Annotated in this window: 8 protein-coding genes; 5 read left to right on the top strand and 3 right to left on the bottom strand. The window is 69.8% G+C overall.

The features are described from left to right. The first annotated feature begins 312 nt into the window (after positions 1 to 312). From bioA to bioB, 4 genes are read left to right on the top strand one after another with little or no spacing between them, the layout of a single operon-like run. The gene (bioA, locus tag HWX08_RS33240) at positions 313 to 1,659 is read left to right on the top strand and encodes an adenosylmethionine--8-amino-7-oxononanoate transaminase (RefSeq protein WP_174922371.1); all 1,347 of its coding nucleotides are present in this window, start codon (positions 313 to 315) and stop codon (positions 1,657 to 1,659) included. Further along, on the top strand, positions 1,656 to 2,966 hold the full coding sequence (gene bioF / locus HWX08_RS33245; protein WP_244122809.1) for an 8-amino-7-oxononanoate synthase: 1,311 nt from the start codon (positions 1,656 to 1,658) through the stop codon (positions 2,964 to 2,966). The genes bioA and bioF overlap by 4 nt, the downstream gene beginning before the upstream one ends. Beyond that, entirely contained in the window at positions 2,963 to 3,682 is a 720-nt protein-coding gene (bioD, locus tag HWX08_RS33250; protein ID WP_174922372.1) for a dethiobiotin synthase, read from the top strand. The genes bioF and bioD overlap by 4 nt, the downstream gene beginning before the upstream one ends. A gap of 56 nt (positions 3,683 to 3,738) precedes the next feature. Next, on the top strand, positions 3,739 to 4,761 hold the full coding sequence (bioB, locus tag HWX08_RS33255; protein WP_174922373.1) for a biotin synthase BioB: 1,023 nt from the start codon (positions 3,739 to 3,741) through the stop codon (positions 4,759 to 4,761). Between the two features lie 111 nt (positions 4,762 to 4,872). Here bioB and HWX08_RS33260 read toward each other — a convergent pair whose 3' ends face one another. Then, entirely contained in the window at positions 4,873 to 5,598 is a 726-nt protein-coding gene (locus tag HWX08_RS33260) for a copper homeostasis protein CutC (protein WP_069257710.1), read from the bottom strand. Positions 5,599 to 5,741: 143 nt separating this feature from the next. After that, positions 5,742 to 7,028 (bottom strand): sensor domain-containing phosphodiesterase, encoded by a 1,287-nt coding sequence (locus HWX08_RS33265; protein ID WP_174922374.1) that lies wholly within the window; start codon positions 7,026 to 7,028, stop codon positions 5,742 to 5,744. A 296-nt stretch (positions 7,029 to 7,324) separates the two neighbouring features. Between HWX08_RS33265 and HWX08_RS33270 the strand changes: the two genes are divergently transcribed. Continuing rightward, the gene (locus tag HWX08_RS33270; RefSeq protein ID WP_069257712.1) at positions 7,325 to 8,992 is read left to right on the top strand and encodes a Na+/H+ antiporter; all 1,668 of its coding nucleotides are present in this window, start codon (positions 7,325 to 7,327) and stop codon (positions 8,990 to 8,992) included. Between the two features lie 85 nt (positions 8,993 to 9,077). Here the strand turns inward: HWX08_RS33270 and HWX08_RS33275 are convergent, their stop codons facing one another. After that, positions 9,078 to 12,650: an indolepyruvate ferredoxin oxidoreductase family protein gene (locus HWX08_RS33275; protein WP_174922375.1), complete on the bottom strand. Its 3,573-nt coding sequence runs from the start codon at positions 12,648 to 12,650 to the stop codon at positions 9,078 to 9,080. Positions 12,651 to 13,766 lie beyond the last annotated feature (1,116 nt).

Below are 13,766 nucleotides of genomic sequence, written 5' to 3' on the forward strand. Positions count from 1 at the left end.
CCCGCTGTCGCCGCACCCCACCCCCCTCATCATTCCCCATATTTCCGCGTCGTCGCGCACCGCCCGCCCCCACGATTTTTTTCGGTGGGGAAGGCTCACTCGAACGTCGTCATCTGCGGTCATTTCGGGATATCTGAACCGTACCGTTCCGAGCCGTCCCGATCTACGCCGAACTCCCGCCCAGCAAGGCTTTGCGGCGTTTGTAACCGGTAGTGCAACGGGTCGCGGAACACGCTAATCTCAGCGCGTTTCGTGTCCCGCCGCGCGGCATCCCTTCGATGCCGCGCGGCCGTTTTGTCCCCCGGAGTCGCCTTGAGTACGCCAGCCACCGACGACTGGGTCGCGCGCAGCCTGCGCGCGGTCTGGCATCCCTGCACCCAGATGAAGCACCACGAGCGCCTGCCGCTCATCCCCGTCGCGCGTGGCGCGGGCGTGTGGCTGTACGACCGTGACGGCCGCCGCTACTTCGACGCGATCAGTTCGTGGTGGGTCAACCTGTTCGGCCATGCGAACCCGGACATCAACGCGGCGCTGAAAGCGCAGCTCGACACGCTCGAGCACGCGATGCTCGCCGGCTGCACGCACGAGCCCGCGATCGAGCTCGGCGAACGGCTGCATGCGCTCACCGCGCGCACGCTCGGCCATGCGTTCTTCGCGTCGGACGGCGCGTCGGCCGTCGAGATCGCGCTGAAGATGAGCTTCCACGCGTGGCGCAACCGCGGCCGCGCGAACAAGCAGGAATTCGTCTGCGTCGCGAACGGCTATCACGGCGAAACGATCGGCGCGCTCGGCGTGACCGACGTCGCGCTGTTCAAGGACGCGTACGACCCGCTGATCCGCCATGCGCACGTCGTCGCGTCGCCCGATGCGCGCGGCGCGCTGCCGGGCGAAACGGCCGCCGACGTCGCCGGCCGCGCGCTCGCGGACGTGCGCCGCCTGTTCGCCGAACGCGGCGACCGGATCGCCGCGCTGATCGTCGAGCCGCTCGTGCAGTGCGCGGCCGGCATGGCGATGCACGATCCGTCATACGTGCGCGGGCTGCGCGCACTGTGCGACGAATTCGGCGTACACCTGATCGCCGACGAGATCGCGGTCGGCTGCGGCCGCACCGGCACCTTCTTCGCGTGCGAGCAGGCCGGCGTCTGGCCCGATTTCCTGTGCCTGTCGAAAGGCATCAGCGGCGGCTACCTGCCGCTGTCGCTCGTGCTCACGCGCGACGACGTGTTCGCCGCGTTCTACGACGACGACACGACGCGCGGCTTCCTGCACTCGCATTCGTACACCGGCAACCCGCTCGCGTGCCGCGCGGCGGTCGCGACGCTCGACCTGTTCGCGCGCGACGACGTGCTCGCGAGCAACGCCAGCAAATCGGCGACGCTGCGCGCGGCGCTCGCGCCGCTCGGCGCGCACCCGCAGGTGCGCCATCTGCGCGAACGCGGCACGCTGTTCGCATTCGACGTCGCGCTCGACGGCGACGCGGCGCGTGGCTTCTCGCGGCGCTTCTTCGAACGCGCGCTGGAACGCGAGCTGCTGCTGCGCCCGATCGGCACGACCGTGTACCTGATGCCGCCGTACGTGATGAGCGACGACGACATCGCGTGGCTCGCGCAACGCACGCGCGACACGCTCGACGCCACGCTGGAGGAAATCGGCCGATGACACGACCGCCCGCACACACGCTTCGTTCGCGGCTCCCCGACGGGGCCGCCGCTTCCGCAGGGACGGCCCGGCGGGACGCCGCGACGCACCCGCTGCTCGATACGCTGCAACGCGGCCTCGCCGATCTCGACGCGCAAGGGCTGCGCCGCGTACGCCGCACCGCCGATACCGCGTGCGATGCGCGCATGACCGTCGACGGCCGCGAGATCGTCGGCTTCGCGAGCAACGACTATCTGGGCCTCGCCGCGCATCCGGCGCTCGTCGCCGCGTTCGCCGAAGGCGCGCAGCGCTACGGCTCCGGCAGCGGCGGCTCGCACCTGCTCGGCGGCCATTCGCGCGCGCACGCGACGCTCGAGGACGACCTCGCGGCCTTCTCGGGCGGCTTCTGCGACGCGCCGCGCGCGCTGTACTTCAGCACCGGCTACATGGCGAACCTCGCCGCGATGACCGCGCTCACCGGCAAAGGCGCAACGATCTTCTCCGACGCGCTGAACCACGCGTCGCTGATCGACGGGATGCGGCTGTCGCGCGCGAACGTGCAGGTCTATCCGCATGCGGATACGGTTGCGCTCGCCGCGCTGCTCGATGCATCGGATGCCGAAACGAAACTGATCGTCAGCGACACCGTGTTCAGCATGGACGGCGACATCGCGCCGCTGGCCAAGCTCGTCGCGCTGGCCGAACGCCACGGCGCGTGGCTCGTCATCGACGATGCGCACGGCTTCGGCGTGCTCGGCCCGCAGGGCCGCGGCGCGCTCGCGGCCGCCACGCTGCGTTCGCCGCATCTCGTGTACGTCGGCACGCTCGGCAAGGCGGCCGGCGTCGCAGGCGCATTCGTGATCGCGCACGAGACCGTAATCGAATGGATGATCCAGCGCGCACGCAGCTACATCTTCACGACGGCCGCGCCGCCGGCCGTCGCGCACGCGGTCTCGGCCAGCCTGAAGGTGATCGCGGGCGACGAAGGCGACGCGCGGCGCGCGCATCTCGCCGCGCTGATCGAACGCACGCGCACGCTGCTGCGCAATACGCGCTGGCAGCCGGTCGATTCGCACACGGCCGTGCAGCCGCTCGTGATCGGCAGCAACGATGCGACGCTCAAGGCGATGCGCGCGCTCGACGCCCACGGCCTGTGGGTGCCCGCGATCCGGCCGCCGACGGTGCCCGTCGGCACGTCGCGGCTGCGCGTGTCGCTGTCGGCCGCGCATTCGTTCGACGATCTCGCGCGGCTCGAAGCCGCGCTGATCGAAGCCAGCGAAGGCGCCGACGTCGCGCTCGAAACGGCCCCGCGGGAGGCCGCAGCATGACCGCCCCGCTCTCGCTGTTCGTCACCGGCACCGACACCGAAATCGGCAAGACCTTCGTATCGGCCGCGATGCTGCACGGCTTCGCGCGGCACGGCCTGCGCGCAGCCGCGCTGAAGCCCGTCGCGGCCGGCGCGTATGAACGCGACGGCGTGTGGCGCAACGAGGACGCCGACCAGCTCGACGCGGCCGCGAACGTCGTGCTGCCGCCCGAGCTGCGCACGCCGTTCCTGCTGAAAGCACCGGCCGCGCCGCATATCGTCGCCGCCCAGGAAGGCGTGACGCTCGACATCGACACGATCGCCGCGTGCCATCGCGAAGCGCTGACGCGCGCGGACGTGGTCGTCGTCGAAGGCGCCGGCGGCTTTCGCGTCCCGCTGAACGACACGCAGGACATGGCCGATCTCGCGGTCGCGCTCGGCGTGCCGGTCGTGCTCGTGGTCGGCGTGCGGCTCGGCTGCATCAACCACGCGCTGCTCACCGCCGACGCCATTGCCGCGCGCGGCCTCAAGCTCGCGGGCTGGGTCGCGAATCACGTCGACCCGGCGATGTCGTTCCCCGACGAGAACGTCGCGACGATGCGCGACTGGCTCGCCCGCGAGCACGGCGCACTGCTGCTCGGCCGCATTCCGCACATGAGCCCGGCCGCCCCCGAATCCGCCGCGGCGATGCTCGACGTCGCCGCGCTCGTCGAGACGCTGCGCGCCGCGCAGCCTTGACCCCACCGAAACCGATCTCCCGATCCCCTCATCCCCGACCAGGACAGGAAAACGATATGACCCAAGCCCAGACTGCCGCCACCGTGCAACCCGACGCGATTCCCGTGGCCGCTCCGGCCACGCCGCGCTGGCGCGTCGCCGACGTCGTCGCGCTGTTCGAGCTGCCGTTCAACGACCTGATCTTCCGCGCGCAGCAGGTGCACCGCGAGCACTTCGACGCGAACGCGGTACAGCTGTCGACGCTGCTGTCGATCAAGACGGGCGGCTGCGAGGAAGATTGCGGCTACTGTTCGCAGTCGTCGCACCACGACACGGGCCTGAAGGCCGAGAAGCTGATGGACGTCGACGCGGTGCTCGACGCCGCGCGCGCGGCGAAGGCGAACGGCGCGAGCCGCTTCTGCATGGGCGCCGCGTGGCGCAACCCGAAGGAGCGCCACATGCCCGCGCTGACCGAGATGGTGCGCGGCGTGAAGGAACTCGGCCTCGAAACCTGCATGACGCTCGGCATGCTGGAAGACGAGCAGGCGCAGGAACTCGCGAACGCGGGCCTCGACTACTACAACCACAACCTCGACACGTCGCCTGAGTTCTACGGCCAGGTGATCTCGACGCGCACCTACCAGGATCGCCTCGACACGCTCGACCGCGTGCGCGACGCGGGCATCAACGTGTGCTGCGGCGGCATCATCGGGATGGGCGAATCGCGCCGCGAACGCGCGGGCCTGATCTCGCAGCTCGCGAACCTGAACCCGTATCCGGATTCGGTGCCGATCAACAACCTCGTCGCGATCGAGGGCACGCCGCTCGAAGGCACCGCACCGCTCGACCCGTTCGAGTTCGTGCGCACGATCGCCGTTGCGCGCATCACGATGCCGAAGGCCGTCGTGCGCCTGTCGGCCGGCCGCGAGCAGCTCGACGACGGCTTGCAGGCGATGTGCTTCCTCGCCGGCGCGAACTCGATGTTCTACGGCGACCAGTTGCTGACGACGAGCAACCCGCAGACGCAGAAGGATCGCGCGCTGTTCGAGCGCCTCGGCATCCGCGCGAGCGACGCGGACGCGATGTCGGCGAACGCGTAAGCGCAGCGCCCGGCGGATTCGTCCGCCTCATCGAGAAGCCGGGATGCGTCCCGGCTTGTTTGTGCGCGCGTTGCGCGCCCACGGTGTCCTGCCGTTACTTGATCGCGCGCGTCACACGTGCGATGCCGCGCCGTCGAGCGCCGCGCGCACACGCTCGACGCGCGCTTCGTCGACGGGCGCGAGCACCTCGCCGCGCGGGCGCACGCCCGAGCCGAAATGCACGGCGCGCACGCCGGTCGCGCGGACGAAATCGCCGACCGCGTCGATCGTGAGCCCGGAGCCCGCCAGCACCGTGCACGTCGAGCCCGCCGCCTGCCGCACGAGCCGCGTGATCGTCGCGACCGCGTCGAGCACCGACGGATGGCCGCCCGACGTCAGCACCGACGTGACGGCCGGCACGCGCAGCAGCGCGTCGAACGCGGCGTTGAGGTCGCGCGACACGTCGAACGCGCGATGGAACGTGAGCGCGCGGCCGTCGGCCGCGGCCGCGATGCGGGCCAGCGCGCCGAGATCGACGTCGCCGTGCGCATCGAGCGCGCCGAACACGACGCCGTTCGCACCGGCCGCGACGGCCGCGCGCACGTCGCGCTCGATCACGCGCAGATCGTCGGCGTCGTAGACGAACGACCGGCTGTGCGGGCGCACGATCACGTTGACGGGAATCGGCACGGCGGCCACGACGGCTTCGATCAGGCCGACGCTCGGCGTCAGCCCGCCTTCGGTGATCGCGGTCACGAGTTCGAGGCGGTCGGCGCCCGCGCGGGCGGCGGCCTTCGCATCGCCGACGGTCGTGGCGATCACTTCGAGGAGTACGGAGGAAGCGGCGTTTCGGTTCATGGGCGACCCGCGAATCGTCTGGACAATTCGCGCATCCTAGCCGAGCCGCGTGACGGACGCCAGCGTGCCGGCCACCGCGCGGTCAGTCGCGCCGGCGGTCGCACTGGCAGCCGGCCGCTCGCCGCCTTCGGTGCATCCGGCGTTCAGCCGGCGCCGGCTTCGTCGTCGTCCCAGTCGATGTCGCCGCACAGCACGCGCTGCGCATCGCCGACGCGCACGGCCACCGACAACGTCACGCACGGCTGCGCCTCGTTGATCGACAGGTACGGCCGCGTGACCTGCACGCGCCCCGGCTCGGCGATCGCCGAGCGGAAATACGGCCGGCGCAGCCAGTTCGCGCCCTGCGCATCCGCCAGCGGCGAGAAGCGCGCCTCGGCGAGCGCACGGTCGGCGCGCAGCACGACGTTGCGGCCCGACTGCCGGCCGTGCGCGTCGAGCAGGAAGCAGCGTGCGGCCGCGTGGAGCGCGAGGAAGTTCCAGCACACCTCGTCGAGCGGCTCGCCGGCCGCGAGGCGCTCGGCCGCGCGTTCGAACGCGCGCAGGTACGGCGCGAGCCGCTGCGCGTCGCGCCGCTCGCGCGCCTCGGTCTGCTGCCGGTAACGCTCGGTCAGTTCACCGATACAGCCCGTCGCGGCCTCACTGTCGGGCAGCCCCGGCGCCGGCCGGCCGAAGTAGTAGCCCTGCACGAAATCGGCCTCGCACGACAGCGCGATCTGCGCCTCGTGCTCGGTCTCGATGCCCTCGACGAGCACGAGCTTGCCGGCCTCGTGCAGCAGCGTCACGAGCCCGTGCAGGATCGCGGTGAGCCCGGTGCGGTGCGCCGCGTGCGACAGCATGATCCGGTCGAGCTTCACGATGTCCGGGTTCAGTTGCCAGATCCGCTCGATGTTCGAGTGCCCCGCGCCGAAATCGTCGAGCGCGATCAGGAAACCGTGCGTGCGGAATTCGCGCACGGCCTCGGCCAGCCGCTCGACGTCTTCCGCGCGCTGTTCGAGCACCTCGAGCACGACCCGGCGCGGCGGCATGCCGAGCCGCTTCAGGTTCGCGAGCAGCGCGGCCGCCTGGAACGGGTCGGTGAGTACGCCCGGATGCACGTTGAGGAACAGCCATTCGCGCTCGGCCCCGAGCAGCGTGAAGTTCTCCAGATGCAGCGCCTGCGCGAGCCGGTCGAGCTGCAGCAGTTCGCCCTGGCGCGCGGCTTCGCCGAACACGTCGAGCGGCGACACAGGGCGATCGAGCGCATCGTGCGCGCGCAGCAGCGCCTCGTAGCCCACCGCACGCTGGTGCGACAGGCTGAAAATCGGCTGGAACACGGTGGTGAGCGTCAGATCGCGGTGCTGCGTCGCCAGACGTTCGAAGCCGGAGCTCACTTCCCGCTCGAACCGGTACGGCGACGCGGCGGCCGGACGCTCCTGTTGCACGATCGTCATGCCTTCCTCCTGGTAGTGCCTTCGAACGCGGCGTCCGGCGAAGCGAACGGCGTGCGCAATGTCATGGTTGGACCCTCGGTTGCCCGGTCGACGCCGGACGGCTGGCCAACATCAAGCAAGCTCCGTGCAAGGTACCGAAGACCCATGCGCCGCGCGGACGCACCGGGCTGCCGCACCGGCGTGGCGCACGTCGCGCGCACCATTTTCGTGCGCGCGCACCGGCCGCTCGAACGCACCCGTCACGCTGTCACGCTACACTCCGTACGATCGTTTCATTCCCCGTATTCGCCGTATCGATGGAAATCGTCTTCACCGTCCTGATTTTGCTGCTGACCGTCGCGCTGTCCGGCGCCGTCACGCGCATCCTGCCGTTCCAACTGCCGTTGCCGCTGATGCAGATCGCGTTCGGCGCGATCCTCGCGTGGCCGAAGTTCAACCTGCACGTCACGTTCGATCCCGAAATCTTCATGCTGCTGTTCATTCCGCCGCTGCTGTTCGCGGACGGCTGGCGGATTCCGAAGCGCGAGCTGTACCTGCAGCGCCGCGCGATCCTGATGCTCGCGTTCGGGCTCGTGTTCATGACGGTACTCGCAGTGGGCTACTTCGCGCACTGGCTGATACCCGAGTTGCCGCTGCCGATCGCGTTCGCGCTCGCGGCCGTGCTGTCGCCCACCGACGCGGTCGCGCTGTCGGGCATCGCCGGCAAGGGCCGGATCCCGCCGCAACTGATGCACATCCTCGAGGGCGAGGCGCTGATGAACGACGCGTCGGGCCTCGTCGCGCTGAAATTCGCGATCGCGGCCGCGCTGACGGGCATGTTCTCGCTGCGCGACGCGTCGGTCACGTTCGTGATCGTCGCGGCCGGCGGGCTCGCGACGGGCGCGATCGTGGCGTGGGTGTTCAGCACGCTGTCCACGCGCTTCCTGAACGCCGAGCAGGAAGGCGACCCGGCGCCCGGCATCGTGATGACGCTGCTCGTGCCGTTCGCGGCCTACCTGTTCGCCGAGCACCTCGACCTGTCGGGCGTGCTGGCGGCCGTGTCGGCCGGGATGATGATGAACTACACGAGCTTCTCGCGCAAAAGCACCGTCGCGTCGCGCGTGCGCGCCGAGAGCACGTGGGCGATGATCGAGTTCGTGTTCAACGGCATGGTGTTCATCATGCTCGGGCTGCAGTTGCCGCACATCATCGGCCGCACGCTCGTCGACGCGCATCACACGAGCGACGCGCTCGTCGGCCGGATGATCTTCAACGTGTGCGCGATGATGCTCGCGCTGTATGCGATCCGCTTCCTGTGGGTCTGGCTGCTGCGCTGGTTCGCGAGCCGTCGCGCCGCGCGCCACGGCCTCGCGGGCACGATGGCCGGCATCCGCACGATCGCGGTGATGACGGTCGGCGGCGTGCGCGGCGCGGTCACGCTCGCCGGCGTGCTGTCGATTCCGGTCGCGCTGTCCGACGGCGTGCCGCTGCCGGGGCGCGACACGGCGATCTTCGTCGCGTCGGCGGTGATCCTCGGCTCGCTCGTCGTCGCGGTGATCGGCCTGCCGCTGCTGCTGCGCGGCGTGCGCTCGTCGCGCAACACGCTCGGCGACGAGGAACGCGCGGCGCGCGCGGCCGCGGCCCAGGCCGCGATCCGCGCGATCGATTCGTCGCACGACGCGATCTCGGCCGATCTCGACGAATCGGGCGCCGCGCGCTGCGCGGACATCTCCGCGCGCGTGATGGACCAGTACCGCCGCCGCCTCGCGACCCTCGCCGAGGACGGCCCCACGCCGCGCGCGGAAGCGAAGCAGACCGAAACGATGGAACTGCAGATGCGGATCGCGGCCGTGCGCGCGGAACGCTCCGCGCTGTACCGGCTGCGCAGCGAGAGCAGGATTTCCGACGAGACGCTGACCAAGCTGCTTCGCGAGATCGACCTGTCCGAAACCGCACTGTCCACGCGCAAGAAAGGCATTCTCTGACGGCCCGGCCGCGGCCGCAGCGGCCGCTCCAATGAAAAACGGCGACGCACCTGCGTCGCCGTTTTCACATCCGCCCGCGCGTGCGTTACTTCGCGACGACGACCGGAATCCCCTTCAGCATCCCCGCGCCCTTCATCTCGTCGAGCGCGTGCTGCACGGCCGCGCTCGTCGCCGCGTCGATGCCGAGCTGCAGCGCGAGTTCGCGCTCCGCGCGCTTCACGCCGGCCAGGTTGCGCACCTTCACGTGACCGAAGCCGCGCACGCGGGCGTGCAGGTCGGCCAGTTGCACGACCTGCGCGGCATTGCCGGCCGTCATCGCGGCGAACGCACGCGTGATCGTCGTTTCGTAGTCGTCGGCGAGCGCGCGCTCCATCTTCCGCTCGACGGTGCGGCCGAACGGATCGAGCCACGTGCCGCGCAGGCTGCGCACGCGCGCGAGCATGCCGAACACCGGCCACATCCACTGGCCGAACACGCGCTTTTTCGGCACGCTGCCGTCGCGGCCGACCTTCGCGACCGTCGGCGGCGCCAGGTTGAACTTCACGCGGTACGCGTGCCCCGGCACGCCTTCGAACTGCGCTTCGAGCGCGGTGCGGAACGCGTCGTCCGTGTACAGCCGCGCGACCTCGTATTCGTCCTTCACCGCGAGCAGCCGGTAGAACGTCGTCGCGACCGCGCGTGTCAGCGCGTCGTCGCCCTTCGCGGCCGCCGCGTTCACGAGCGCCCGGTAGCGCTCGACGTAGCGCGCGCCGCCGTATGCGTTCAGACGCGCTTCGCGATCGGCGATCAGCTCGGCGAGCGTCTCCGGTGCAGCATGCACGGCCACCGCGTGCCGCGCGTTCCACAACGCGTCGAGGCCCGCCGCGTCGCCGGCCGCCATCCGGCCGATCGAGAACGCGAGCTTGTTCATCGGCACCGCGACGTTGTTCAGCTCGATCGCGCGCATCATCGCCGCGAGCGACACCGGCACGAGGCCGAGCTGCCACGCGTAGCCGAGCATCAGGATGTTCGCGCCGATCGAGTCGCCGAGGAACTTTGCGGCGAGCGCCTGCGCATCGCAGCTCGACAGGTAGCCGTCGCCGGCCGCGTGATGCATCTTTTCGAGCAGCGCATCCGCGTGCAGGTTCGCATCGGGGTTCTGCACGAACGACGCGTTCGGGATCCGGTGCGTGTTGACGACGATCCGCGTGCGCTCGTGGCGCACCGTCTGCAGCGCCTCGGCGCTCGCGCCGACGACCATGTCGCACGCGAGCAGCACGTCGGCCTGCTGCGTGTCGATGCGCACCTGGTTCAGCCACCGGTCGCTCGACGCGATCCGCACGAACGACAGCACCGAGCCGCCCTTCTGCGCGAAGCCCATGAAGTCGAGCACCGACGCGCTCTTGCCTTCGAGGTGCGCGGCCATGCTGATCAGCGCGCCCACCGTCACGACGCCGGTGCCGCCGACGCCCGTCACGAGCATGTCGAACGGCGCCGCATCGAGATGCGTGGCCGGCACCGGCAGCGCATCGACGCGCGCGGCGAGCGCCGCTTCGTCGAACGCGGCACCGGCCGCCTTCTTCAGCGCCGCGCCTTCGAGCGTCACGAAGCTCGGGCAGAAGCCGTTCACGCACGAGTAGTCCTTGTTGCACGACGACTGGTCGATGCGGCGCTTGCGGCCGAGCGGCGTCTCGAGCGGCTCGACCGACAGGCAGTTCGACTGCACGCCGCAGTCGCCGCAGCCTTCGCACACCGCGTCGTTGATGAACAGGCGCTTGTCCGGGTCGGGGAATTCGCCTTTCTTGCGGCGGCGGCGCTTCTCGGCCGCGCAGGTCTGATCGTAGATCAGCACGGTGACGCCCGGCGTCTCGCGCAGCTCGCGCTGCACGGTGTCGAGTTCGCTGCGGTGATGGAACGTCGTGCCGGTCGGGAACTGGCCGTGATGGCCGTCGTACTTCTCCGGTTCGTCGGACACGACGACGAAGCGCGACACGCCTTCCGCCTCGACCTGCCGCGCGATCTGCGGCACCGAGATGCTGCCGTCGACCGGCTGGCCGCCCGTCATCGCGACCGCGTCGTTGTAGAGGATCTTGTACGTGATGTTCGCTTTCGCGGCCACCGCCTGGCGGATCGCGAGGATGCCCGAGTGGAAGTAGGTGCCGTCGCCAAGGTTCTGGAACACGTGCTTCGTGTTGGTGAACATCGCATGCGCGGCCCAGTCGACGCCCTCGCCGCCCATCTGGATCAGCCCCGTCGTGTCGCGCTCCATCCAGGACGCCATGAAGTGGCAGCCGATGCCCGCCTGCGCGATCGAGCCTTCCGGCACCTTCGTCGACGTGTTGTGCGGGCAGCCCGAGCAGAAGTACGGCGTGCGCTTCACCGCGTCGGCTTCGTTCGACAGGATCTGCGGCGCGACGAGATCGACGACGCGCTCGCGGCGATCGAGCGCCGGCTTGTGGCGTGCGAGCCATTCGGCGAACACCGGCAGGATGCGCGACGGGCGCAGCTCGCCGAGCTCGGACAGCAGGCACGCGCCGGCCGCATCGTGCTTGCCGAGCACGCGCGGGCGCGCGCCTTCCGTGCGGTTGTACAGGTAGTCCTTGATCTGCTGCTCGATGACGGGGCCCTTCTCCTCGATCACGAGCACTTCGGCGAGCCCGTCGACGAAGGTGTCGAGCCGTGTCGTTTCGAGCGGATACGACAGGCCGACCTTGTAGATCCGCACGCCGGCCGCGTCGAGGTCGGCCACCGTCAGGTCGAGGCGGCGCAGCGCTTCCATCAGGTCGAGGTGCGCCTTGCCGCAGGTGACGATACCGACGTTCGCCTGTGCGCTCGGTGCGATCCACTTGTCGATGCTGTTGGCGCGCGCGAAATGGCGCACCGCGTCGAGCTTCGCGGCGAGCCGCGCCTCGATCGTCAGGCTCGGCAGGTCGGGCCAGCGGTTGTGCAGGCCGCCGGCCGGCGGCGTGAAGCCTTCCGGCGCGGGCCAGCGCGTCTGCAGCGCGTCGAGGTCGACGGTGGAGCCCGACTCGACCGTTTCCGAGATCGCCTTGAAGCCGACCCACGCGCCCGAATAGCGCGACAGCGCCCAGCCGTACAGGCCGAATTCGAGCATGTCGGCGATGTTCGCCGGATTCACGACCGGCATGTGCCACGCGATCATCGCGAAGTCGCTCTGGTGCGGCATCGACGACGACACGCAACCGTGGTCGTCGCCCGCGACGACGAGCACGCCGCCGTGCGGCGACGAACCGTACGCGTTGCCGTGCTTCAGCGCGTCGCCCGCGCGATCGACGCCCGGGCCCTTGCCGTACCACATCGCATACACGCCTTCGACCGTGCGTTCGGGATCGGCTTCCACGCGCTGCGTGCCGAGCACCGCCGTGCCGCCGAGTTCCTCGTTGATCGCGGGCAGGAAGCGCACGCCGCCGGCGTCGAGCAGTTTCTTCGCCTTCCACAGCTGCTGGTCGACCATCCCGAGCGGCGACCCGCGGTAGCCGCTGACGAAGCCGGCCGTATTCAGGCCCTGTTCGGCGTCGACGGTGCGCTGCATCAGCAGCAGGCGGACCAGCGCCTGCGTGCCGGTCAGGAAGATCCGGCCGCGCGTCGCGGTCAGGTTGTCGGTGAGGCGGTAGTCGGACAGGGAGGGCGTGCCGTCGACGGGCAGGCGGGCGGTCATGGGGGGTGTCTCCTGATTGTGCTGTTCTGGGCTGCGCACCGGGGCGTCGGGCGACGCCGGCCGGAGGCGGCTGGATGGCTCTATTTTTTCGCGGGGAGACGAGAAAGTTTTTTCTCATCTTGCTCGGCCAGCCCCGAAGTGAGAAAAACCGCGTAGGTTTCGGGAGGGAATTGAGAGAATTTTCGCGCCGGGTGGTGGGCGGCGGTTGGGCGGTTGGGCGGTTGGGCGGTTGGGCGGTTGGGCGGTTGGGCGGTTGGGCGGTTGGGCGGTTGGGCGGTTGGGCGGTTGGGCGGTTGGGCGGTTGGGCGGTTGGGCGAGATGGGTGGGCGCTTGCCTCGACATCGCGGGTGACGAGCGGGACGTCGGCCGCTGGTACGGCGGCGGGTGCTCGGGGCCCGTGCGACAAGGTTTCGGCGGGGAAGCGGCGGCGTGCTCACCGATGGAATGCACAGCGTTCGGAGTGATTGCGGGCGCGGGATGTCCACAATGCCGGGGCTGCCGGCCGAGCGGGCGATCGCGCTCACCGTTCGATCGCACAGGGTTTCGAGTCGCGTCGTGCGCCGGATGTCCACACCTCGATCTGTCCGCCGTTCATGCGGACGCCGACGCTCACCGTCGAAATTCACAGCGCGACGAGTCGATGCCGGCAGGAGATATCCACACCGCTGGATCGCTGCGTGGCCGCTGCGACGTTCGCGCTCAGCGTCCGGATGCACAGGGGCGTGAGTCGATTCGGCGGCAGGATATCCACATGGCCGTGCGGCCTTCGTGCGCGCCGTTGGGCAGTCGAGCGAGACGCCGGTATGGGTGTGGATATCGCCACCCGCGGACACTCAAAGCCCTGTGAATTTCGACGGTGAGTGATGGTACGGACTCGAACGAGGGTGCCGATTCTGGTGTGGACAGCCCGATCCGCGACGACTCCAAACACTGTGAATTTCAATGGTGAGCGACGGTACGCACTCGAACAAGGGTACCGAATCGGGTGTGGATAGCCCGATCCGCGACGACTCTGAACACTGTGAATTTCAATGGTGAGCGAAGGTCCGCGCTCGAACAAGGGTGCCGAATCGGGTGTGGATCGCCCGATCCGCAACAACTCTGAACACTGTGAAT

This window comes from Burkholderia metallica, from assembly GCF_902832845.1.
Lineage (GTDB): Bacteria > Pseudomonadota > Gammaproteobacteria > Burkholderiales > Burkholderiaceae > Burkholderia > Burkholderia metallica.

Coding starts and splice junctions, on each gene's coding strand:
- HWX08_RS33265 (WP_174922374.1), bottom strand. CDS start 7,028: ATGACGATCGTGCAACAGGAGCGTCCGGCCGCCGCGTCGCCGTACCGG.
- bioB (WP_174922373.1), top strand. CDS start 3,739: ATGACCCAAGCCCAGACTGCCGCCACCGTGCAACCCGACGCGATTCCC.
- bioD (WP_174922372.1), top strand. CDS start 2,963: ATGACCGCCCCGCTCTCGCTGTTCGTCACCGGCACCGACACCGAAATC.
- bioF (WP_244122809.1), top strand. CDS start 1,656: ATGACACGACCGCCCGCACACACGCTTCGTTCGCGGCTCCCCGACGGG.
- HWX08_RS33275 (WP_174922375.1), bottom strand. CDS start 12,650: ATGACCGCCCGCCTGCCCGTCGACGGCACGCCCTCCCTGTCCGACTAC.
- HWX08_RS33260 (WP_069257710.1), bottom strand. CDS start 5,598: ATGAACCGAAACGCCGCTTCCTCCGTACTCCTCGAAGTGATCGCCACG.
- HWX08_RS33270 (WP_069257712.1), top strand. CDS start 7,325: ATGGAAATCGTCTTCACCGTCCTGATTTTGCTGCTGACCGTCGCGCTG.